Source organism: Marivirga arenosa, from assembly GCF_030503895.2.
GTDB lineage: Bacteria > Bacteroidota > Bacteroidia > Cytophagales > Cyclobacteriaceae > Marivirga > Marivirga arenosa.
This window is the reverse complement of sequence record NZ_CP129970.2, coordinates 3,132,118-3,153,232: the sequence shown is the minus strand read 5'-3', so window position 1 is coordinate 3,153,232 and position 21,115 is coordinate 3,132,118. Positions and strand designations below refer to the sequence as shown.

General features: G+C 31.5%; 28 protein-coding genes. 19 read left to right on the top strand and 9 right to left on the bottom strand.

Annotation, left to right across the window (positions count from 1 at the left end; genetic code table 11):
* Window positions 1–17: 17 nt before the first annotated feature.
* From QYS48_RS13750 to gldC, 13 genes are all read left to right on the top strand, one after another.
* Window positions 18–449 (top strand): DUF2147 domain-containing protein, encoded by a 432-nt coding sequence (locus QYS48_RS13750; RefSeq protein WP_308356408.1) that lies wholly within the window; start codon window positions 18–20, stop codon window positions 447–449.
* Between the two features lie 4 nt (window positions 450–453).
* Window positions 454–1,113, top strand: coding sequence for a ligase-associated DNA damage response endonuclease PdeM (pdeM, locus tag QYS48_RS13745; protein ID WP_308356407.1), 660 nt, complete (start codon window positions 454–456; stop codon window positions 1,111–1,113).
* A gap of 149 nt (window positions 1,114–1,262) precedes the next feature.
* On the top strand, window positions 1,263–1,808 hold the full coding sequence (locus QYS48_RS13740; protein WP_308356406.1) for a sigma-70 family RNA polymerase sigma factor: 546 nt from the start codon (window positions 1,263–1,265) through the stop codon (window positions 1,806–1,808).
* 5 nt (window positions 1,809–1,813) lie between these two features.
* Window positions 1,814–2,692, top strand: coding sequence for a hypothetical protein (locus QYS48_RS13735; RefSeq protein WP_308356405.1), 879 nt, complete (start codon window positions 1,814–1,816; stop codon window positions 2,690–2,692).
* 116 nt (window positions 2,693–2,808) lie between these two features.
* Complete coding sequence (locus QYS48_RS13730) at window positions 2,809–3,705, top strand: ABC transporter permease (protein WP_308356404.1); 897 nt, start codon at window positions 2,809–2,811, stop codon at window positions 3,703–3,705.
* Between the two features lie 9 nt (window positions 3,706–3,714).
* Window positions 3,715–3,924, top strand: coding sequence for a DUF3098 domain-containing protein (locus tag QYS48_RS13725; protein WP_302124443.1), 210 nt, complete (start codon window positions 3,715–3,717; stop codon window positions 3,922–3,924).
* Window position 3,925: 1 nt separating this feature from the next.
* On the top strand, window positions 3,926–4,723 hold the full coding sequence (locus tag QYS48_RS13720; RefSeq protein WP_308356403.1) for an undecaprenyl-diphosphate phosphatase: 798 nt from the start codon (window positions 3,926–3,928) through the stop codon (window positions 4,721–4,723).
* Window positions 4,720–5,415 (top strand): tRNA pseudouridine(55) synthase TruB, encoded by a 696-nt coding sequence (gene truB, locus QYS48_RS13715; protein WP_308356402.1) that lies wholly within the window; start codon window positions 4,720–4,722, stop codon window positions 5,413–5,415. Before QYS48_RS13720 ends, truB begins: the two co-directional genes overlap by 4 nt.
* Window positions 5,402–6,340 (top strand): bifunctional riboflavin kinase/FAD synthetase, encoded by a 939-nt coding sequence (locus tag QYS48_RS13710; protein WP_308356401.1) that lies wholly within the window; start codon window positions 5,402–5,404, stop codon window positions 6,338–6,340. Before truB ends, QYS48_RS13710 begins: the two co-directional genes overlap by 14 nt.
* 63 nt (window positions 6,341–6,403) lie before the next feature.
* Complete coding sequence (locus QYS48_RS13705) at window positions 6,404–7,099, top strand: CoA transferase subunit A (RefSeq protein WP_308356400.1); 696 nt, start codon at window positions 6,404–6,406, stop codon at window positions 7,097–7,099.
* Between the two features lie 3 nt (window positions 7,100–7,102).
* Window positions 7,103–7,765: a 3-oxoacid CoA-transferase subunit B gene (locus QYS48_RS13700; protein WP_302101167.1), complete on the top strand. Its 663-nt coding sequence runs from the start codon at window positions 7,103–7,105 to the stop codon at window positions 7,763–7,765.
* Window position 7,766: 1 nt separating this feature from the next.
* Window positions 7,767–8,585 carry a M48 family metalloprotease gene (locus tag QYS48_RS13695; RefSeq protein ID WP_302101168.1) on the top strand — a complete coding sequence of 273 codons (819 nt, stop codon included), beginning with the start codon at window positions 7,767–7,769 and terminating at the stop codon, window positions 8,583–8,585.
* A 31-nt stretch (window positions 8,586–8,616) separates the two neighbouring features.
* A complete protein-coding gene (gldC, locus tag QYS48_RS13690) occupies window positions 8,617–8,955 on the top strand; it encodes a gliding motility protein GldC (RefSeq protein ID WP_308356399.1) in 339 nt (112 codons plus the stop codon).
* 25 nt (window positions 8,956–8,980) lie between these two features.
* Here gldC and QYS48_RS13685 read toward each other — a convergent pair whose 3' ends face one another.
* Both QYS48_RS13685 and QYS48_RS13680 read right to left on the bottom strand, forming a co-directional pair.
* Complete coding sequence (locus tag QYS48_RS13685; protein WP_308356398.1) at window positions 8,981–9,361, bottom strand: PH domain-containing protein; 381 nt, start codon at window positions 9,359–9,361, stop codon at window positions 8,981–8,983.
* A 72-nt stretch (window positions 9,362–9,433) separates the two neighbouring features.
* Window positions 9,434–10,528, bottom strand: a complete 1,095-nt coding sequence (locus QYS48_RS13680) for an esterase-like activity of phytase family protein (protein ID WP_308356397.1) — start codon at window positions 10,526–10,528, stop codon at window positions 9,434–9,436.
* Between the two features lie 162 nt (window positions 10,529–10,690).
* Here QYS48_RS13680 and QYS48_RS13675 point away from each other — a divergent pair, with 162 nt between their 5' ends.
* Together QYS48_RS13675 and msrB are read left to right on the top strand one after the other, a co-directional pair.
* Window positions 10,691–10,882, top strand: a complete 192-nt coding sequence (locus tag QYS48_RS13675) for a cold-shock protein (protein WP_302101170.1) — start codon at window positions 10,691–10,693, stop codon at window positions 10,880–10,882.
* 144 nt (window positions 10,883–11,026) lie between these two features.
* Window positions 11,027–11,467 carry a peptide-methionine (R)-S-oxide reductase MsrB gene (gene msrB / locus QYS48_RS13670; RefSeq protein WP_308356396.1) on the top strand — a complete coding sequence of 147 codons (441 nt, stop codon included), beginning with the start codon at window positions 11,027–11,029 and terminating at the stop codon, window positions 11,465–11,467.
* On the opposite strand, the gene QYS48_RS13665 is transcribed toward msrB, so the two are convergent.
* Genes QYS48_RS13665 through QYS48_RS13650 form a run of 4 tightly spaced genes read right to left on the bottom strand, consistent with a single transcriptional unit; the run spans window position 11,468 to window position 14,489 of the window.
* On the bottom strand, window positions 11,468–12,307 hold the full coding sequence (locus tag QYS48_RS13665; protein ID WP_308356395.1) for a transporter substrate-binding domain-containing protein: 840 nt from the start codon (window positions 12,305–12,307) through the stop codon (window positions 11,468–11,470).
* Window positions 12,308–12,363: 56 nt separating this feature from the next.
* Window positions 12,364–12,765 carry a hypothetical protein gene (locus QYS48_RS13660; protein WP_308356394.1) on the bottom strand — a complete coding sequence of 134 codons (402 nt, stop codon included), beginning with the start codon at window positions 12,763–12,765 and terminating at the stop codon, window positions 12,364–12,366.
* Entirely contained in the window at window positions 12,762–13,490 is a 729-nt protein-coding gene (gene lipB / locus QYS48_RS13655) for a lipoyl(octanoyl) transferase LipB (RefSeq protein ID WP_308356393.1), read from the bottom strand. The genes QYS48_RS13660 and lipB overlap by 4 nt, the downstream gene beginning before the upstream one ends.
* A 3-nt stretch (window positions 13,491–13,493) precedes the next feature.
* Window positions 13,494–14,489 (bottom strand): bifunctional phosphoglucose/phosphomannose isomerase, encoded by a 996-nt coding sequence (locus QYS48_RS13650; protein WP_308356392.1) that lies wholly within the window; start codon window positions 14,487–14,489, stop codon window positions 13,494–13,496.
* Between the two features lie 59 nt (window positions 14,490–14,548).
* Between QYS48_RS13650 and QYS48_RS13645 the strand changes: the two genes are divergently transcribed.
* Window positions 14,549–14,896 (top strand): YraN family protein, encoded by a 348-nt coding sequence (locus QYS48_RS13645; protein ID WP_302124430.1) that lies wholly within the window; start codon window positions 14,549–14,551, stop codon window positions 14,894–14,896.
* 2 nt (window positions 14,897–14,898) lie between these two features.
* Here QYS48_RS13645 and QYS48_RS13640 read toward each other — a convergent pair whose 3' ends face one another.
* A complete protein-coding gene (locus QYS48_RS13640; RefSeq protein WP_308356391.1) occupies window positions 14,899–15,918 on the bottom strand; it encodes a glycosyltransferase family 9 protein in 1,020 nt (339 codons plus the stop codon).
* Between the two features lie 2 nt (window positions 15,919–15,920).
* Window positions 15,921–17,633: a DNA polymerase/3'-5' exonuclease PolX gene (gene polX, locus QYS48_RS13635; protein ID WP_308356390.1), complete on the bottom strand. Its 1,713-nt coding sequence runs from the start codon at window positions 17,631–17,633 to the stop codon at window positions 15,921–15,923.
* A 126-nt stretch (window positions 17,634–17,759) separates the two neighbouring features.
* Between polX and QYS48_RS13630 the strand changes: the two genes are divergently transcribed.
* The 3 genes from QYS48_RS13630 to QYS48_RS13620 are packed head-to-tail and all read left to right on the top strand — an operon-like array spanning window position 17,760 to window position 20,795.
* Entirely contained in the window at window positions 17,760–19,289 is a 1,530-nt protein-coding gene (locus tag QYS48_RS13630) for a hypothetical protein (RefSeq protein ID WP_308356389.1), read from the top strand.
* A gap of 31 nt (window positions 19,290–19,320) precedes the next feature.
* Window positions 19,321–19,863, top strand: a complete 543-nt coding sequence (pyrR, locus tag QYS48_RS13625) for a bifunctional pyr operon transcriptional regulator/uracil phosphoribosyltransferase PyrR (protein ID WP_308356388.1) — start codon at window positions 19,321–19,323, stop codon at window positions 19,861–19,863.
* 2 nt (window positions 19,864–19,865) lie between these two features.
* Window positions 19,866–20,795, top strand: coding sequence for an aspartate carbamoyltransferase catalytic subunit (locus tag QYS48_RS13620; RefSeq protein ID WP_302101181.1), 930 nt, complete (start codon window positions 19,866–19,868; stop codon window positions 20,793–20,795).
* Here the strand turns inward: QYS48_RS13620 and QYS48_RS13615 are convergent.
* Window positions 20,792–21,082, bottom strand: a complete 291-nt coding sequence (locus QYS48_RS13615; RefSeq protein ID WP_302101182.1) for a hypothetical protein — start codon at window positions 21,080–21,082, stop codon at window positions 20,792–20,794. The genes QYS48_RS13620 and QYS48_RS13615 overlap by 4 nt on opposite strands.
* Window positions 21,083–21,115 lie beyond the last annotated feature (33 nt).

Here is a 21,115-nt window from a genome sequence, read left to right as displayed (position 1 = left end):
GTAATATTTAAAATAAAATGAAGAGATTTACATTACTATTAGTATTTATAGGGATAAGTTTCACTGCAATATCACAATCCGCTGTCACTGGAAAGTGGAAAACAATTGATGATGAGACAGGAAAAGAAAAAAGTATTGTTGAGATATATGAAAAAGATGGAGAGCTTTATGGAAAAATTTTAAAAATATTTACCGAACCCAATGAAGATCAGGACCCTATTTGTGATAATTGTTCTGGTGACAGAAAAAATAAAAAAATCATAGGAATGGAAATCATTCGTGATATGGAATGGGATGCAGATGATGAAGAATGGGAAGACGGTGAAATTCTTGATCCTGAAGATGGAAAAACTTATGATTGTGTAATCTGGAGAGAGGGTGATGATCTTAAAGTAAGAGGATATGTAGCCTTTTTCTATAGAACTCAAACTTGGAAAAAAGCAGACTAATCATTTGATATTAAAAGTAGTAGGCAAAGAATTAGAACTTTCAGAAGACCGAGTTATTTATTGGTCCGATAAAGAAGTATTATTTATTGCGGACTTACATATAGGCAAAACCAGTCATTTTAGAAAATCTGGAATTGCTATTCCCACTGGAATTATTGATGCTGAAATAGCAAGACTTGAAGCTTTAATTAAAAAGTATCACCCTAAAAGAGTTTTCTTTTTGGGTGATTTATTTCATAGCGATTTAAATCATGAATGGACTCTATTTGATCATTTCTTAAATCGTAATTCTACAGTTGAATTTATTCTTATTAAAGGCAATCATGACATTCTTCCAAAAACTATCTATGATCAAAGTATTTTGAAAATAGAAGAAGAGCCATTTCAATTAGATTCATTTATTTTAAGTCATCATCCATTAATAAAATCTCAACTAAAACAGGGTTATATTAATCTTTGCGGACATATACATCCAGGCCTTTCTATAAAAACTAAAGGAAGATCATACCTAAAACTACCTTGTTTTTATCATAAAAAAAATCAATTGATATTACCTGCATTTGGTAAATTAACTGGATTAGCCAAAATCAGTCCTTCAAAAGAAGAGACTGTTTTTGTAACACTTAATAATTCGGTTAAAGAAATAAAATTAAACAAACATTAACTTTCCGTTCATAAATTTCAAATTATCTGAAACTATTGAATTGTAATGTATTCGCTGTTTTTATATTCAATTATTTATAATTTTTTCCGTATAATTATAATTATTTAAAAATCTTGGGGTTACCTAAAAGCCTTAAGAAGTATTAACAAATGAAATTAACTGACGAACAAGTACTAAACCGCATCAAATTAGGCGATGAATCTGCTTTAGATTATCTCTACAAGCAGCATTATAAAATGATGCTTAGGATGGTTCTCAGAAATAATGGTTCAGAGCAAGAGGCTTTGGACATCTTCCAAGATGCCTTAATTGTATTTTGGCAAAAAGCAATGGATGAAAAATTTACGCTAACTTCAAAAATAAGTACTTACTTATTTAGTATATGTAAGAACTTATGGAGAAAAGAATTAGATAGAAAGAAAAAATTTGAAGAAAGCGATAAAGAAGAAAGCGAGCATAACCAATTTGAAAATCAAGAAATGGTTAAAATAATTCATGAATGTATTAATGAATTAGGAGACTCGTGTAAACAAATATTAAACTATCACTATTTTGATGGTCTGTCAATGGATCAAATAGCTAAAAAAATGGGACTGGCTAATAGTGATACAGCTAAAACAAAAAGATATAAATGTAAAAAAAGACTGGATGATCTTATAAGATCAAGATATCAGGCCAGCGACTTTTTAGACTAATAATTATGAGTGAAATCAATTACTTTCGCTTAATCGAAGCATATTTTGAGGGGACTATCTCCCCTAATGAGAAAGCTATGCTTGAAGCAAAAATTGAATCTGACCCGCTAGTAAAGGCTGAATTTGATTTACAAAAAAACATCATTCAAGGAATAGCTAATACACGAAAACTAGAATTGAAATCAAGATTAGCTTCAATTGATTTACCTACAACTGCTGGAGTTTTAGGTGGAAGTGGAGTTAAATGGCTAGCAGGCACTATTACTGGAGTAACTTTATTTGGTAGTGTTCTTTATTGGTCACTTTACAATTTTAATGAAGTGATTAAACCACTTGACATTAAAGTTGCTCAAGCTGTGGAATTTAAAAGTCCAAAATTTGATGAAATTCCAACAGTTCAAAGAGAAATCACAAGTACTCCAAAAGATATAGCTGAAAAACCAAGTTCAATAGAGCTTGTTGAAGAAAAAATTAAAGAAGAAGAGAGAAAAGAAAATACTGCTAAGGTAAAACCACAGTCTTTAATTTCTTATGAAGACGACAAAATATTTTCTGAGCATAATGAAGAGGAAATAGAGAATATCTCTAGTAAGGATATAGCACTTAATAGAGCTGACAAGACTGAAATACAATTATTTGAAGGAATTGATTCTCAAGACAATTTCCATTACAGATATTATAACTCTAAGCTTTATTTATATGGGGACTTCAAAAAGATGCCTTACCAAATCATTGAGTTAAATGATAAAGGAAGGAAACAATTGTTCCTAAGCTATAATCAGGATGTATTTATTATAAAAGATAATACAACGGACATAACACCATTATCAAAACTTGATGATGAATTATTAAAAATGGAAATAGACCTAATTCTAGAAGATTAACTACTAGGTTTAAACAATAATAAATGAGGCTTTTCAATTTTTGGAAAGCCTTTTTTGTTTTTATATCAAATTAATAAGCTAAGCATAAATAAATTCTTATTTTTGGGCTTTGATTTATGAGCAAAGAAAAAAAATATAGAAAGAAGAAAAAGCTTGGGCACTATCCATTTATAAGCGTCATATTAAGTATGACTCTTGCCTTATTTATTCTAGGGTTATTCGCACTTTTAATTACCACCACTTCCTCTCTAACAAAAGTGATTCAGCAAAATGTGGAGATGCAAGTATATTTAAATTCAAATTTATCTGAACCGCAACAGTTAAGGATAAGTAAATCATTAGCTTCAAAAGCTTATATTCTTAAGGGAGAAGATATTGAATCAGTGAGATTTATTTCCAAAAAAGAAGCTGCTGAAAAATTTATTGAAGATACTGGTGAAGACTTCATGGAATTCTTGGGTGATAACCCTCTAAAAGATGCATATATCATTAAAATCTCATCAGATTTCCATTCTTCTGAAAAAATGCTTGAAGTTCAAAAAGACATAGAGAAAATTAACGGTGTTTTTGAGGTTATTTACACCAATAACATGGTACAAAGTATCAATGAAAACATCACAAAAATTAGTATTGTGCTATTAAGTATCTCAATCTTACTATTTATTGTGATTGGTATTTTGATTAACAATACAATAAAATTAGCATTGTTTTCACAAAGATTCTTAATAAGAAGCATGCAACTTGTGGGCGCAACTAAAGGCTTTATCAGAAAACCATTTATTTATCGTTCCATTTTACATGGAATAGTTTCTGCCATAATTGCTGCAGCTTTATTGTATGGATTATTAGCATATGGTAGCGAGCAATTGGAAGGTTTAGCAGAATTACAAAACCAACAAATGCAATTGATAATTTTTGGTGGATTAATTTTAACCGGTATTATCATTGCAACTTTTAGTACTTACAGAGCCATGCAAAAATATATGGCAATGTCTTTAGATGAATTATATTAAATAATATTTATGTCAGAGAAAAAGAAACTAGCATTTGGTAAAAGCAATTATATTTTAATGATTGCTGGAATTTTAACTCTTATCACAGGATTTATCATTATGACATTAGATTCCGAACAATATGGTTTTGGATTTCTTGGTCTTACATTAGGTCCTATAATCGTTTTTATAGGTTTCATAGTAGAAATATTTGCAATTCTTAAGCGACCTAAACACTAAAATGGGAGTATTAGAAGCTATTATCCTTGGTATCATCCAAGGATTATCTGAGTTTTTACCAATTAGCAGTAGCGGTCATTTAGAAATCGGAGCTGTATTATTAAACGCACATACATCTGAAAGCTTATTATTTTCAGTATTAGTACATGCTGCCACTGCATTATCAACTATAATAGTTTTTCGAAAAGACATTGGAAATATCTTTAAAGAGCTTTTTAAATTCAAATGGAACGAATCTTATGATTTCGTATCCAAAATAGTGCTATCTATGATTCCAATTGGGATTATTGGAGTCTTTTTTGAAGATCAAGTTGAAAGCTTCTTTACAGGTAATTTACTTTTGGTTGGCAGTATGCTTTTGGTTACCGCGGTTTTACTTGCATTTACAGAAACTGTAAAATCAAAAGAAGGAGGCAAAGTAAACTATTGGCAGGCACTTGTAATTGGAATAGCTCAATCTATTGCTATTCTTCCAGGAATCTCTAGATCAGGTGCTACTATTGCAACTGCCTTGTTAATAGGAGTTAATAAAGAGAAGGCAGCAAGGTTTTCATTTTTAATGGTGCTTGTTCCAATTTTAGGTGCTTCTTTTTTAAAAGTTTTAGATTATCTAGAACAACCCGCAATAGAAAGCCAAACTTCATCACTTGCTTTACTACTAGGTTTTTTAATGGCTTTTCTTGCTGGTCTGTTTGCTTGCAAAGCCATGATTAAAATTGTTAAAGAAGGAAAATTACTTTATTTCGCTATTTATTGCGCAATCATTGGAAGTATAGCTATAATAAGCCAGTTAATATGAGTGAAGTACAAAATGGCTATAATGAGGGAAAAGTACTCCTTATTGATAAACCATTAAATTGGACATCTTTTGATGTTGTTAAAAAATTAAGATACACCTTAAAGGTTAAAAAAATTGGTCATGCAGGTACATTAGATCCCTTAGCAACGGGATTACTTATCCTATGTACTGGTAAGATGACGAAGTCTATTGAAAAATATCAAGCTCAACAAAAAGAATATACTGGAGAGTTTACTATTGGATATACAACCCCATCCTATGATTTGGAAACTGAACCTGAATTCCAAAAGTCAACTGAAAATATTTCGTTAGAGGATTTAAAAAAGGCCACCGAAAACTTTATTGGTGAAATTGAACAAACCCCTCCTATTTTTTCTGCTGTTAAAAAAGATGGTAAAAGAGCATATGAATTAGCTCGAGAAGGTAAGGATGTGAAATTAAAATCGAGAAAGGTAAATATTGAAGACTTTGAAATTATCGATTTTCAAAATCAAAAAGTAAAGTTTAGAGTTAGTTGCTCAAAAGGCACATACATTAGAAGCCTGGCAAATGATTTTGGTGAAATACTTGGTGTAGGTGCTTACTTATCAGAATTAAGAAGAACAAAAATCGGTAACTTTTCAGTTGATGATGCTGAAAACCTGAGTGAATTTGTAGAAAAACATAAAGCAAGCGTCAATGATCGTCCATGACGGGTATGAAAATTTAGAAGGTATAAAAAATGCTGTGGTCACCATCGGTACATTTGATGGCGTTCATATCGGGCATCAAGAAATAATCAGTCGTATTATTGATTTGGCTAAATCAGTTGATGGGGAAACTGCTTTAGTAACCTTTTGGCCACATCCAAGATATGTATTAGGCAAAAATCCAGATCACCTAAAACTATTAACCACTTTTGATGAAAAAGCTGAGATTTTAGAGCAATTAGGTCTAGATCATTTGGTAAAAGTAAATTTCACTAAAGAATTTTCTCGCTGGACCTCAGAACAATTTATTCAAAGAATTATAATATCAGCATTACATACCAAAAGATTAGTAATTGGATATGATCATCGTTTCGGTAAAGACCGAGAAGGTGGTTTTGAACATTTAAAAAATAATGCTAAGAGATACGGCTTTGATGTTGAGGAAATATCAAAGCAAACTATAGATAATGTAGGTATCAGTTCTACTAAAATACGTGATGCAGTTGAAGAAGGAAATGTACAACATGCTCATGATTTTTTAGGTAGATATTATGAAATAAATGGCGTAGTGGTGAGTGGTGACAAAATCGGTAAAACACTCGGCTTCGCAACTGCGAATATTGATGTTGAAGAGAAATATAAATTAATACCAGCTGATGGGGCTTATGCAGTTTTAGCAACTGTAAAAAACAAAACCTATCATGCAATGCTTAATATTGGGTACAGACCTACTGTAGATGGTAAAACAAAAAGGATTGAAGCTAATCTTTTTGATTTCAATGACAGTATTTATGATGAGAAAATTAAAATTACTTTCATAAAAAAGTTAAGAGATGAAATAAAATTCAACTCCAAAGAGGAACTTAGTGACCAGCTAACGAAAGATAAAGAAAATGCGATACAAATCTTAAATCAGCATATTCAATAACCATTAAATTAATTAACTTAGAGTAAGATTACATTTAATCAGGAGCTTTTAAATAGATAAAAAATGATTAATAAAGTAGTTAAAAATGCTAGTGAAGCAGTAAAAGACATACCTGATAATGCAGTATTGATGTTAGGAGGTTTTGGTTTGTGCGGTATTCCTGAAAACAGTATTTCTGCATTATTAGATAGTAAAGTAAAAGGATTGACCTGCATTTCTAATAATGCGGGTGTAGATGATTTTGGTATCGGACTTTTATTAAAAACTCACCAAGTAAAGAAAATGATCTCTTCATATGTAGGAGAAAATGCAGAGTTTGAGAGGCAACTTCTTTCTGGTGAATTAGAAGTAGAACTTATACCTCAAGGTACTTTAGCTGAAAGAGTTAGAGCTGGAGGTGCTGGTATTCCTGCATTTTTTACGCCAGCTGGCTTTGGAACCGAAGTTGCCGAAGGTAAAGAAACTAGAGAGTTCGATGGTAAAATGTATCTATTAGAATCTGGATTAACAGCTGATTTTTCATTGGTGAAAGCCTGGAAAGGCGATACTGCTGGAAATTTAATATTTAAAGGTACCGCCAGAAACTTCAATCCTATGATGGCAGCAGCTGGTAAAATAACTATTGCTGAAGTTGAAGAATTAGTACCTGCAGGTGAATTAGATCCTAATGAAATTCATACTCCTGGAATATACGTGCAACGTATTTTCGAAGGTAAAAATTATGAAAAAAGAATAGAACAAAGAACTGTAAGATCTTAAGTTATGGCACTAGATAAAATTGGAATAGCAAAAAGAATAGCTCAGGAAGTACAAGATGGAATGTATATTAATCTTGGTATTGGTATACCAACCCTAGTTGCCAATTATATCCCTGATGCTTTAGATGTAGTATTACAATCAGAAAATGGTTTACTAGGCATTGGCCAATTCCCTACTGAAGATGAAGTGGATGCTGATTTAATTAATGCTGGTAAACAAACCATTACCATGCGCGATGGATCAGTATTATTTGATTCTTCTGAAAGCTTTGCCATGATTAGAGGTGGGCATGTAGACCTGACTATTTTAGGGGCCATGGAGGTTTCCGAAAATGGTGACATTGCCAACTGGAAAATTCCAGGAAAGATGGTAAAAGGAATGGGTGGAGCGATGGATTTGGTAGCTTCAGCTAAAAATATAATTGTTGCCATGCAACATACTAGCCGAAGTGGTGATTCTAAACTTTTAAAAGAATGTACACTTCCGATTACGGGCTTGAATTGTGTAAAGAAAATTGTGACCAATTTAGCAGTTCTAGAAGTTCAGGAAGAAGGTGGTTTCAAATTAATCGAAAGAGCTCCAGGTGTTAGCGTTGATGAAATAAAAGAAGCCACAGCTGGTAAGCTAATTGTTGAAGGCGATATACCTGAAATGAAAATTGATTAATATGAGAAAGCTAAATGTAAGCGTATTTTTAATTGCACTACTCAGTACATTCATTTTCAAAGCTTGTAAAGACAAGAATGATGATTTTGTATTCCTTTCAATTGAAGAGGATGTGGAGTTAGGGGCTCAAGTAGCATCCGAAATAGAAAATGATCCTGAACAATTTCCTGTTTTAGATGAGGCAGAATACGCAGATGCTTATACCTATTTAAATGGATTATTAGATGAAATATTAAATTCAGGAGAAGTAGCTTATAAAGAAGAGTTTGCTTGGGATATTCATATTATAGAAGACGACTCCACTTTAAATGCATTTGCAACACCAGGTGGTTATATTTATGTGTATACAGGTTTAATAAAATATCTTGAACAAGAAGATGATTTAATGGGGGTTTTAGGTCACGAAGTTGCACATTCGGACTTAAGGCATACAAGCAAGAACTTACAAGTTCAATATGGTTTAAGTTTTTTAATCAGCTTAATATCAGGTAATAATTCTAGTGATTTAACAAAAATAGCGGGCCAAATAGCAGGTACAGCAACTGGATTAACTTTTTCTCGTGCTTATGAAAAAGAAGCCGATGATAAATCCGTTGAATATTTGGCTAAAACACCTTACGCATGCAATGGGGCTTATTCATTTTTTCAAAAGTTAATTGATGAAGGGAATACAGGTAGACTTCCTGCTTTTTTAAGTACTCATCCAAACCCAGAGGATAGAGTGGAAGATATTAATGTAAAAGCTGATGAATTAGGATGTGATACAAACCCTTTAAATCCTGCAAGTTATCAGGATTTCAAAAATATGTTACCGAATTAGTATAAAGTATAATATAGATAGAAGAGCAATAATGAAGAAATCGAACATTAATTTCGAAATTGAATTAGATAAAGATAACGTACCTGAGAAAATCAATTGGAGCGCCACTGATGCAGGTAATGAATTGACAGAGACAAAGAGCATCAGTATATCGCTTTGGGATCATATTCAGAAAAACTCAATGAGAATCGATTTATGGACTAAAGAAATGCCTGTTGATGAAATGAAAAGGTTTTATATTGATTGCTTGGGTGGAATGGCACAAAGCGTATTAAATTCTACTGGTGATGAATTTATGGCTGAGGAAATGAATATGCTTTGCGAAAAATTAGTGAAGCATCTTGAACGAGAAATGAAAGAACAAAAATAAATGAAAGGTGGCTTCGGTCACCTTTTCAGTTTATCATATAGCTTGATAATATCTTTTGTACTTCATACACATCAACTGAATCATTAAACTCTTTATTTACCTTAGGATATCCATTGCCTACCAAATAAATTTTGAGGCTAGCCTTTGAATCAAACTCCTTTGAAGCCTCAATACTGATACTTTCAATTTTTGAATAAGGTATAAAATAATATTCGATAGTTTTATCTTCCTTTTTTCTATGTTCTTCAATAATGAGCCTTTTATTGGTAAAGATATAGGTATCATGATCTATTTTGAACCCCACATCTACTATCTCATCATTTATAAACAAATTACTATATTCTTCGATAAGCTTAGTAGTTTCAATTACACCAGAATTTGAATGAAAAAATGATAGAATTCCCATAGCAGTAACTATTTAATATATTTAACGAGAATTTGAGAATAAAGTATATTTCAATTGGGACTCAATAATTTCTTATTCAGTTTTTAATGAAAATAACCACAATTGTGTTTCCTGATCTTTATTAAAATTATCATCGGAAATAAATAAAACACTTTTACTTCCATCAGGAAAATTGGGACCAAAAGTTAAGCCTTCAATATTATCAATTCTTAAATTATAATCTGAGAAGTCAAGTACTAACCTTTTTGATACAGAATTAAATTCTGAACCCTCTAAATACTCAATATTTTGTATATCTGATGCTTTTGAGGTATTTACTTGGTAAACTCTAACAAAATTACCCACACCTGTTGTATAAGACCTTTCCATCACCCATAATGTGTTATCATCAATCCATAATATTTCAGGGACAGAGTTGATATAAAAGCCATCCTCTGGAATTGGCTTTTTTTGTAATGGTTCAATTTGATAAGCATATTGAGCTAATACTTTGTTATTCTTAATATCATGCCTTACTAAACGAAGTGGATAACTTCCTTTAGTAAAGCCAGGTGACATTCCATCTTGTATTAAAGGTAATTCGTTTACATACCATATTATAGTATCATTCTCAAAGCTTAAACTTTCAAAAGCACCATTTTTACGTACTCCCTTATCCTCATAAAATCTAAATAATGATGGAGTTTCGATATTTCTTAAAAACTCTCCATTTTTATTAATTTCCCAAATAAACGGATCTATATATCCCCCTATTCTCCCCCCTTCACTAGTTATAAAATATGAGTTAGAATTTTTTCTATAGCGAATAGATTCTGGGTCCAACTCATCTTGGGAAAACCTATTATTTAATTCATTTTTCAAATATATAGTATTTAAAAACTCATAGTTTTCAATACCTTCCTCTGAGAATTGAATTTGTAATTTATATAATCTTGCGTCTGAATATTCAGATCTGTCATCTGAAATAATTATGTACTGATTAGAACCTAAATAATCTATTGATGACAACCCTCCCAAAACACTTTCATCTTTTATTTTATTTGGATCTAGAATTATTTGATCTACTAATTCGAAGGAATAATTTAAACTTTCTTCTGAAGAATTAGAAAGGCTGCAGGCGGATAAAAACAGTAAAATTGAAAATAAACTTACTACTCTAAGATTCATGGAATTCAATAAAATTTTTGTCAAAAATAATCAAATAAATGGGCTTTGGATTCAGAAAAACAGCTTTTATCGAAATTAGATTTTTTCTTAAAAAATATAATTCAAAATTATGCTACTATTGATATTTAAAGGTGTACCTTTGTGTAAATTAAAATTATTATAATGAATAAAGGAACAGTAAAATTCTTTAATGATTCAAAAGGCTTTGGATTTATTATTGACGAAAGCACTCAAAAAGATTATTTCGTACACATTTCAGGTCTTATTGATGATGTTAGAGAAAACGATGAAGTTGTTTATGAGCTTCAAGAAGGTAAAAAAGGTTTAAATGCAGTGAATGTTAAGTTAGCTTAATTGATAAATATACATTTTTAATACATTTGATTATTGAAGGTTTCTCTGTTTAGAGAAACCTTTTTTTATTTCATCAAATTATAATTTCAAAACTTGAAAACAACATGAATCTGATAGTGTTGTCTGTATATAATTTTAGTTATTATGAATTGGAACGAGGTAATTAAATACGCAAATAATGGTAGTCCTGAACCACCTAAAAAAGTGGAGAAAACGGAAACGGAATGGAAAGAAATTCTAACTGCTGAAGAATTCCAGATCACCAGAAAAAAAGGTACTGAAAGAGCATTTACTGGGGAGTATTGTGAAGCTCATGAAGCAGGTAAGTATGCATGCAGATGTTGTGGAACTACCTTATTTGATTCTACCTTGAAATTTGACTCTAGTTCAGGTTGGCCAAGCTTTACTGAACCATTTAAAGATAATGTAATCAAGTACGAAAAGGATGTTAGCTTCGGAATGGTAAGAGTAGAGGTATTATGTAATGTATGCGAGGCTCATTTAGGACATGTATTTCCTGATGGCCCTCCTCCAACAGGCTTGAGGTATTGTATCAATTCCGCTTCCATAAAATTGAAAAATTAATTACCTTATCAAATTTACAAAGGAAGTACCGAGATTATCTGCTAAGATTTTTTTGTACGTAACGCTTTCCTTAAATGCAGGTGTTAAAAATTCACCCCATATTTTCTCCCAATCGCTGCCTTTTGGAAAGATAAATCCTAATTGATCTTCTAATTCACTAAGTGGAATGGGGTGACGCGTAACATCCATTCTGTTCCTAACTGCATCAAAATACTCTGTAAAATCAATTAAAGTAAAATATTTTTCTCCACTTCTAAGTTTTGCATTCACTTCAGACCCTGAGTTCGCATATTCAATATCTAAATCAGGATAGTATTCAGAAGAAATTTCCTTTAAATATTTCTCATGCGTTGAACCCTTTATTATTATTGCCTTATAATCAGAGAAATTACTTGATATTTCAGATAGTTCTTTAATTGCAGGAGCATTTCCATTGGACAATAGTACAGATGGATTATTCATATAAGCTGGTGAAAACGCTAAATATTTTTTCCTTTCGTTTGTAATACTTGTATTACAAACTCCCATTATATTTTTACCATTCTTTACTGTATTTATAAAATCAGTAAATACAGGGACTTTCTTCTTGAAGTCAAACTCTAAATTTACATTATATTTTTCCTTTACAAAGGATTGAAATTCATTCATTATATCAACACAAACACCCTTCATCTGACCTCCTTCCTCAAAAACAAGGCCTGGAGTTTGATAATAAACACAAGTTAATTCTCCTTGACCTTTGCCTTTTATATCTGACCAACTAGAGCCATTTATTTGAGCTTGAGCGCTGATTCCAAGAAATATGAATATTAGATTAAATAATGCAGTAGATAGTTTCATTATATTTAAATTTTGCCATAAATATATTTATTGAAACTATTATTTACAAAAATAATTTAAGCATGTCGTATTCCCATAAGATCTAATTCTGGGATATACTGAAGATTATCTTCCTGTATTGAATCAGGAACGAAAACGAATTTTTTATCAAAGATTTGATTTAAAATGTAATAGCTAACCCAGTACTCATTGTTTAATTGAAATAAATCAGGTTGAATAGGTTCAATTCTAGCGTAACTCTGCTCCTCAACTTTTTCAATCACATGTCTTAAAACTGAAGTTTCTTTCTTATGGCCATCAATTTCACCGTATCCTTTTGAAGTAATCATTACAGTTTCCAGTTCAATCAAGTTTTTATTGACCAAATAAACATCCCATTGAGTTTCACCATTATTTTCTGATTTAGTTAAAACCAATTCTACTCCAGTAACTGGTGAAAAATCTATATCTTTTTTCATGATTTCTCAATCAATTTCATCTCAAACAAATTAGCAATATGCCTTTTTAATTTCTGGCTTACTTCATTAAAATCCTGCTTCTCCCCTAGTTCTGCTTCCATTGAAGTAACGGCTTTATCATCTATACCACATGGAATAATATTGTTAAAATAATCTAGATTTGTATTTACATTAAAAGCAAATCCATGCATCGTTACCCATCTACTGGATTTCACCCCTAGCGCACAAATTTTTCTTGGATTTTTAGCTCCTTCCTTAAAATCAATCCAAACGCCTGTCAGACCTTTAATTCTACCTGATTTTATACCGTATTCTTCTAATGTTAATATTACTGCTTCTTCAAGTAGTCTGAGGTATTTATGGATATCAGTAAAGAAATTATCTAAATCTAAAATTGGATACCCTACAATTTGTCCAGGGCCATGATAAGTTATATCACCTCCCCTATTGATTTTATAATAAGTAGCTTCCTTTTCCTTTAGGCCTTTTTTATCTAATAACAAATGATCTTCAGAACCACTTTTTCCCAACGTATAAACATGAGGATGCTCTAAAAATATTAGGTAATTTGGAGTAATGTCGTGTTCTTCTTCAGTTAGCTTTCGATTAGCTGTTTTTATGTCAATTGTTTTTAAAAACAACTCTTCCTGATAATCCCAAGCCTCTTTATAGTCCATCATTCCTAAGGAAAGGAATTCAGTATTTTTATTTATTTTGTAATTCACTACTTAATGAGCCAGTTTATTTTTCAGATAATTTATTTTCTCAACAGGAAACGGATCAACATGGTTTTCCTCTGCTAAACAAAAACTAATCCAATCTGCAAGGTGAATTAAATAATAAACCTGCTGAGTAAAGGTTTCGCCTAAAGCCATTAATTCTATTACTTCAGTCTTTTCTGCTAAAATAGACTTGCTTATATTCATCCTTAACTTATTTCGTTCATGATCTAAATCTGAACGAAGAATAATTACTTTAGAATTTGAAATATGATGCTTTGGATTTTCCCAACCTACCAATTCATTGTGGTTAAGTTCAGGGAAGACATTTAAATGAGATACTTGTTTACTGTTTTCAGCAAGTTGCTGCTGAAACCTTAATAATGCTGGGTAAAATATTTGATCACCATACAAGAATGTAAAATGATTTGAAATAGCTTTTGAATATTTTTTGGCTAAATCAATAATAGCCTCCTGTTCATTTTGTAAAAATTCAGAAGTCTTTTGAATTTCATCTTTAATATTCAAACCAGGACAAAATCCAAGTTTTGATATCAGACTGAGCATCGCTACTGAAGGGAACGCAAGACCTGCTCGCGGACATTCAGCTTCTCCTGAAAAATTATATTGTGGATAAGCATTCTGATCAGAAATTGCTTTCAACTTACCACCAGTTGTAATCGTGAAAATATTTTTTGTCACCTTTTTTGCAAGTTCCAATAAAGTCAAAGTCTCTTCAGTATTTCCACTATAAGAGCATGCAATAAAAAGTGTGCTATCATTAACCCATTTTGGCAATCTATAACCTTGAATAAGTGTTATGGGTACATGACAATAATCCTCAACTATGCTTTTAACCAAGTGCACACCAATTCCTGATCCTCCCATTCCACTGATCACAATATGATTAACATCTTCAAATGAAGTATTCAAATCATCCAGCTGATGAGTAAGTTCAAGAGCTTCAGAGAGTTGATTAGGAAAAGTTTTTATTAAATTTATCACAGTAAATTTTAATTCAATATTTTAGCTCACAAATATAATACTTGAATTATACCTGAAGCGTGAATAACAAAAAAATAGGCGATTTAGGAGAAGATTTAGCGATAAAAATTCTCCAATCAAAAGATTATGAAATCTTAGAACGTAATTACAGATATAAAAGATCTGAAATTGATATTATTGCTTTACATCATAATTTATTAGTTTTTATTGAAGTAAAATCATTGCATTCCTTTCAACATGGATTTCCAGAAGAACGCGTTAATCAAGCAAAAGTTGATAAAGTAATGGAGGCCGCTGAAGATTATATACATGCAATTAATTGGCAAAAAGACATTAGGTTTGATATTCTAAGTATAAACTTAAAAAAGCCGTCAGAATATCTTCACATCGAAGATGCTTTCTATTAGTATTAAGGTAACCAAAAATCAAAAACTATTTTATTCATACAATTAAAATGTCCTTTAGGGCATTTCTGATATCCAATTTTTGAGCATGGTCTACAATTCACCTTATTATTCTCCAGTATTGTAAATTTCGTTTTGTATGGATACATTCCAAACATTGGAATTGTATTCCCCCAAATGCAAAATATGTTCTTTTTAAAAGCAGCCGCAATATGCATTAGACCTGTATCATGTGTAAAAACATAAGTTGCTCCTTTCACAATGGAAGCTGATTGATTTAAATTGAACTTTCCACAAGCATTAAATACTTTTGCTTTTTTACCCAATTCCGTGAGTTTCTCTTCATAGGGTTCAGATAAATCAGTTTTCTTGAAAAAATCTTCAACTCTTTCACCCATTTTAGCATCATCTGGTCCTCCTACTAATACTATAGGTTTATTTATTTTATCGCATAATTCAACCATTCTCTTAAATGGCAGTTTTTTAGTGTTATGCTGGGCTCCAATAACATAAGCCACATATTCTTTTTGATGAGATTCAGGAAGCCATTCTTTTTCAATCTCATCCTTTTCAGGAATAAAATAGTCTAAACCGAACTGATCTTTTTTAACACCTAGTTCGGATGCGGCCTCCATATAACGGTCAACAATATGCTTATTAGGCAGCTTATCCACCTTCAAATTTACCATCAGCCATTTTTCAAAATTTAACTTTTGAAAGGATTTCGATGGCTTATTCAGCCTAAGTTTGATAATTCTGCTTCTTAAATTATTATGCAAATCCACTATATAGTCATAGTTTTCAGCCTTCAAATCTTGAATTAAATCATCAAGTTTATCTTCTAAAACATGAACTTTATCTACATAGTGGTTATTTTCCAGAATATTAGCATATGCTCTTTTAGTAGCATAATGAACCTCCACATCATCTAATTGGAGTTTGATTGCTCGAATAACAGGCGTAGTCAAAACAATATCACCTATTGAAGAGAATCGAAGTATAAGTACTTTATTAAGCTTTTTCAAGTTTATGATTTTGAGAGTGCAGACTTTTTACGATTTATGAAATACTGAGAAATCTCATCCCTATTCATAGTGTTTAAGGTTTCTTCAGCAGTAAGTCCTGCTTTTCTACCAACACACAGACCATAATACATATCGTGGTATCCTATTGTTTCGTGGGCATCAGGATTTATTGAAATCTTAACTCCTTTATCTAAAGCATATCTAACATGTCTCCAATCTAAATCCAACCTCCATGGATGAGCATTTATTTCAATTACCACATTAAACTCAGCACAAGCATCTATCACTGCCTTATGATTAATGGGATATCCTTTTCTTTGCAATAGTAACCTACCGGTCGGATGACCTAATATAGTGGTGTATGGATTTGAAATAGCAGTAATTAGTCTATTGGTCGCAGTCTTTTCATCCATATTGAGAGGAGAATGAATAGATGAAACTACAAAATCAAAACTATCCAAAACATCATCTGCATAATCTAAGGAACCATCATTGAGTATGTCTGATTCAATTCCTTTAAAAATCTTAAATGGTGCTAATTCTTTATTCAGTTGCTCAATTTCCTCATGCTGCTTCTTAATTCTAAATTCCTGTAGCCCATTCGCATATGCAGCAGTTTTACTATGATCGCTAATTCCTAAATATTCATAGCCTAATTCCTTACAGTATTCTGCCATCTCTCTTAAAGTATTTTTACCATCACTGTATGTGCTGTGATTATGTAATATTCCTTTAAGATCATCCATCTCAATAAGCTTTGGAAGTTTATCATTTTGAGCCCAATTAATTTCCCACAATCCTTCTCTTAACTCTGGTTCAACATAAGGCCAATCAGCGGCCTTATAAATTGCTTCTTCCGAAGAATATTTTTTTTCTTTTAAAAGCTCATTAAACGTACTTTTATTATGAAGCTCTAAGCTTAAATGTTGTGGATTAGCAGTAGTTTTAAATAATTCATTTACAAAATCTTCCTCAGTGGTAAAAATGATTTTATAGGATGCATTAAGTGCTGAATGAATAAATTTCAAACTCATTGGGCCAGAATTCTTTTTATCTAATTCTAAGGAATCAGCCTTCATAATATATTGAATTACCTTAGCTTTATTTTCTGCCGCTACTAGTAATTCAGTGGTATTAATTACTTCTATTTTTCGCCTTAAATCACCCGTAATGGATATCTTTTTGACTCCCTCAATCTCTTTTAGTTCTTTAATTATTTCTGCTGCTAACTTTTCTGCCTCTCTAAAATGAAGATATCCTCTCCAACTTAATTTAAATTCAATTGCTTCTAATAATTTTGTTTGCGTTTTAGCTCCAAAGCCTTTTAAAGCTGCTACTTTATTTTCTTCACAAGCTAATTTTAAATCTTCAAGATTATCTACCCCAAGTTTTTCCCAAATTAATTTAATTTTCTTGGGACCAAATCCGCTGAGTTGCATCATTTCTATAATTCCGGCAGGAGTTTTATCATGCAATACTTCAAACTGATGCAGAGTACCCTTTGCACTTATTTCAAAAATAGATTGTGCTAAACTTTTACCTACACCATCAATTTTTTGCAGCTCATTTTCACTTAAATCAGAGAGCCTATTATCAAACCGTTCTAGGCTATTGATAGCAGACTGATAGCTTTTAATTTTAAAATCATTTTCACCATGCAGCTCCATGAGCTTGGCAGTATTTTTTAAAACTTTTATTATTTGTTTATTTTCCAAAGCTTATTGATTTTTTGTAAAATTAAAGGATATATTGGGTTTGATAATGGATTGTTTCTATAATTTTAATGTCTAACAAATCAAATAATCGAATGTTATCAATGCTGATTTTATAATCTATTATTTATGAAATTATATTTTTCGCTTAGTCTTTTATTAATTCTTAGTAGTTATTTTGCTATTGGACAAGTCTCTCAACCTACTCGTTATGAGATTGAAATAGATGACCTTAATGATGACTATTACATTGTTTCAGCAAAAGAAAAAGGACTATTTCTTTTTAAAGAATTAGAAGAAAATGAAACTAAAAATGAAAATGTATGGGAAATTATAAGGCTTGACACCAATCTTATAGAAATCAACAGACAGGAAGTATTGATTGATAAAAAGTTTTCTTTTAAAGGCTACAGCTACGATAAAGATAGATTTGTAATGCTTTTCCAAGAAGGTCTTGAATATGCTAAAGATCTATTATTTGTCACTTTTTCAGCGAAATATGATAATGAATTTAAATCCTACCTATATAATAATGTTGTTCCGATCAGATTAACCGAATTTGAAATAAAAAATGATGCGGTAATCTTTGGTGGAAATGTTAATATGAGAACCGTGGTGATGTTGTACAATTTTACAGCTGAAAAAGGAATTGTACTTCCAGGCTTTTATAGCGATAGAAGCACTCTTCTTCAATTGGTTACTAGCACCAATGATGATTTCATAAGAGTAATTACATCAGATCGCTTGATGAATAAAAGATATGGTATTACAATAAGAGCATTTAATACATTTGGAGAACCTGAATTTACAAGAACATTAGAAGCAAAAGACAACCTCAGTTTAACCGATGGACGTATTGTGAATAGTAGTGAAGGTGGAAATTTACTTGCTGGAACTTACTCTATTAAAAGAAGAACTGAAACCTCCAGAGGTATATTCATTGCAGATTTAGAGAGAGAACAGGAGAAACAAATCCGATACTATAATTACGGAAATCTTGACAATTTCTTTAACTACATGAAAGAAAAAAGAAAGAATCGCGTATTAAAAAGAATAGCTCGCAAAAAAATTAAAGGTAAAAAACTAAAGTTTAGTTATAGACTATATGTTCAAGACATAGTAAAACAGGAGGATCAGAATATTTTAATTGGTGAGGCATATTTCCCCACCTATTCAAATAGATCCTATGGATATGGATATACAGCCTACAGTTATGACCCTTTTCTCAATAGGGGATCCACTCAGGTTTTTGATGGCTACAAATATACGCATGCAGTTATCATTGCATTTGATGATGATGGTAATTTAATATGGGATAATAGCTTTGAAATTAATGATTTGAAAAGCTTTCAACTTGAAGAACACGTTCATCTTGCATTCTTAGATAATGAAATTGTAATGCTTTATTTATATAACCAGGAATTGAAAATTAAAGTTATCAAAGGCAGCGAAATTGTAGAGGGTAAATTTACAGAAAGCTTGAAATTGATGTATGAGAATGATGAAATGAAAAGTAGTGATGAAGAATTAGAAGGGCTTAAACAGTGGTACGGTAATAACTTTTATGCTTTTGGAGTAAATAAGGTTAAAAACCTTAGAGATCAAAACATCAAGTTGAATAGAAAAGTATTTTTTATCAATAAAATCGTGGTCGAATAAATTACTGTTTTATTATCTTTGCCAGTGCACAATGGAAAAACGCCTAATTTTAGATACCGACCTTCTTCAAATCACCATTAATAGGTTAGTAGAAGAATTAATTGAAAATCACAAAGATTTTGAAAACACAGTTTTAATAGGCCTACAACCAAGAGGAGTTTTTTTAGCTCATAGAATTCAAAAGCGCTTAAAAGAAAGGCTTAATAAAGAATTACCTTTAGGACTTCTAGACACTACTTTCTATCGTGATGATTTCAGGAGAAGAGAAACTCCAATTAAAGCAAATGCGACTAAAATTCCTTTTATAATAGAGGATAAAAAAGTTGTGTTAATTGATGATGTACTGTTCACTGGGAGAACTGTAAGAGCTGCTCTAGATGCTATGATTGCGTTTGGCAGACCTAAATTAGTTGAGCTTCTTACTTTTATTGATAGAAAGTATACTCGAGACTTACCCATACAACCTGATTATGTAGGAAGAGGTGTTAATACTATTAAGACCCAAAAGGTATTGGTTGAATGGACGGATCAAGGTGCAGAAAGTGATAAAATCTGGTTAGTGACAAACGAATAAAAATGACAAATTTAAGTGTTAATCATTTATTGGGTATCAAAGATTTAACTACTGAAGATATTCAATTAATTTTTCAAACTGCCGACCATTTTAAAGATGTTATTAATCGACCAATCAAAAAAGTACCTTCTTTGCGCGACATCACGATTGCCAATATTTTCTTTGAAAACTCAACTCGAACTAAACTATCATTTGAATTAGCAGAAAAAAGACTTTCTGCTGATGTTGTGAATTTTTCTTCCTCTAATAGTTCAGTAAAAAAAGGAGAAACGCTGTTAGATACAGTGAATAATATACTTTCAATGAAAGTTGATATGGTAGTAATGAGACATTCTAGCCCAGGAGCTGCTCATTTTTTATCTAAAAATATTGAAGCAAATATTGTAAATGCTGGAGATGGTACACATGAGCATCCAACTCAAGCTCTTTTAGACACCTATTCAATTCGAGAAAAGATAACTGATTTACAAGGTAAAAAAGTGGCAATTATTGGAGACATATTACACTCAAGAGTAGCATTATCAAACATTTACGCCCTGAAAAAACTAGGTGCAGAAGTAATGGTTTGTGGTCCAGCCACCTTAATCCCAAAATATATTGGTGATTTAGGTGTTAAAATAAGTTGGGATATTAAAGAAGCCTTAGAATGGTGTGATGTTGCCAACATGCTAAGAATACAATTGGAAAGGCAACAACTTAAATACTTCCCATCATTAAGAGAATACTCTCTTTATTATGGACTTAATAAAAAATTATTGGATAGCCTTCAAAAAGAAATTATTGTAATGCACCCTGGCCCCATAAACAGAGGTGTTGAAATTAGTAGTGATGTTGCTGACTCTGATCAATCAATTATTCTAAATCAGGTTGAAAATGGGGTAGCGATAAGAATGGCTGTACTATACCTTTTAGCACAAAAAAGGCAGAATTAAGATTCTGCCCCTAGTATAAATTCTGTAAGTTCTTGGTTTGCACTTGGCCCAAATCCATCAGCTATAGTTCCTTTAACTCCTGATTTAGTTTGTATTTGATACAAGATTGATAAATCATCGGGATTTGACTTTCCTTCGAACCTATATTCTTTGATATCTTGGATTTCATTTTTATCAAATGAATCATTTTCTGTATTCAGCTTACCATTCTCAAAAAAGAAATCTTCAGAAAAACCTTTTCCTTTTAATTCTTCTATTTTTTCTTTTATTGTATTCATTGAATCCATAAAATATTTTTTAGTGTTTATGTATTCAACGAG

Bases quoted from the DNA above. Each gene is read 5' to 3' on its own strand.
- QYS48_RS13735 (WP_308356405.1), top strand. From the start codon at position 1,814: ATGAGTGAAATCAATTACTTTCGCTTAATCGAAGCATATTTTGAGGGG.
- QYS48_RS13685 (WP_308356398.1), bottom strand. From the start codon at position 9,361: ATGGGAATTCTATCATTTTTTCATTCAAATTCTGGTGTAATTGAAACT.
- QYS48_RS13700 (WP_302101167.1), top strand. From the start codon at position 7,103: ATGGCACTAGATAAAATTGGAATAGCAAAAAGAATAGCTCAGGAAGTA.
- QYS48_RS13615 (WP_302101182.1), bottom strand. From the start codon at position 21,082: ATGGATTCAATGAATACAATAAAAGAAAAAATAGAAGAATTAAAAGGA.
- QYS48_RS13630 (WP_308356389.1), top strand. From the start codon at position 17,760: ATGAAATTATATTTTTCGCTTAGTCTTTTATTAATTCTTAGTAGTTAT.
- QYS48_RS13710 (WP_308356401.1), top strand. From the start codon at position 5,402: ATGATCGTCCATGACGGGTATGAAAATTTAGAAGGTATAAAAAATGCT.
- msrB (WP_308356396.1), top strand. From the start codon at position 11,027: ATGAATTGGAACGAGGTAATTAAATACGCAAATAATGGTAGTCCTGAA.
- QYS48_RS13750 (WP_308356408.1), top strand. From the start codon at position 18: ATGAAGAGATTTACATTACTATTAGTATTTATAGGGATAAGTTTCACT.
- QYS48_RS13660 (WP_308356394.1), bottom strand. From the start codon at position 12,765: ATGAAAAAAGATATAGATTTTTCACCAGTTACTGGAGTAGAATTGGTT.
- QYS48_RS13620 (WP_302101181.1), top strand. From the start codon at position 19,866: ATGACAAATTTAAGTGTTAATCATTTATTGGGTATCAAAGATTTAACT.
- QYS48_RS13720 (WP_308356403.1), top strand. From the start codon at position 3,926: ATGGGAGTATTAGAAGCTATTATCCTTGGTATCATCCAAGGATTATCT.
- QYS48_RS13695 (WP_302101168.1), top strand. From the start codon at position 7,767: ATGAGAAAGCTAAATGTAAGCGTATTTTTAATTGCACTACTCAGTACA.
- QYS48_RS13680 (WP_308356397.1), bottom strand. From the start codon at position 10,528: ATGAATCTTAGAGTAGTAAGTTTATTTTCAATTTTACTGTTTTTATCC.
- QYS48_RS13705 (WP_308356400.1), top strand. From the start codon at position 6,404: ATGATTAATAAAGTAGTTAAAAATGCTAGTGAAGCAGTAAAAGACATA.
- pyrR (WP_308356388.1), top strand. From the start codon at position 19,321: ATGGAAAAACGCCTAATTTTAGATACCGACCTTCTTCAAATCACCATT.
- QYS48_RS13675 (WP_302101170.1), top strand. From the start codon at position 10,691: ATGAATAAAGGAACAGTAAAATTCTTTAATGATTCAAAAGGCTTTGGA.
- QYS48_RS13665 (WP_308356395.1), bottom strand. From the start codon at position 12,307: ATGAAACTATCTACTGCATTATTTAATCTAATATTCATATTTCTTGGA.
- QYS48_RS13725 (WP_302124443.1), top strand. From the start codon at position 3,715: ATGTCAGAGAAAAAGAAACTAGCATTTGGTAAAAGCAATTATATTTTA.
- gldC (WP_308356399.1), top strand. From the start codon at position 8,617: ATGAAGAAATCGAACATTAATTTCGAAATTGAATTAGATAAAGATAAC.
- truB (WP_308356402.1), top strand. From the start codon at position 4,720: ATGAGTGAAGTACAAAATGGCTATAATGAGGGAAAAGTACTCCTTATT.
- QYS48_RS13740 (WP_308356406.1), top strand. From the start codon at position 1,263: ATGAAATTAACTGACGAACAAGTACTAAACCGCATCAAATTAGGCGAT.
- QYS48_RS13730 (WP_308356404.1), top strand. From the start codon at position 2,809: ATGAGCAAAGAAAAAAAATATAGAAAGAAGAAAAAGCTTGGGCACTAT.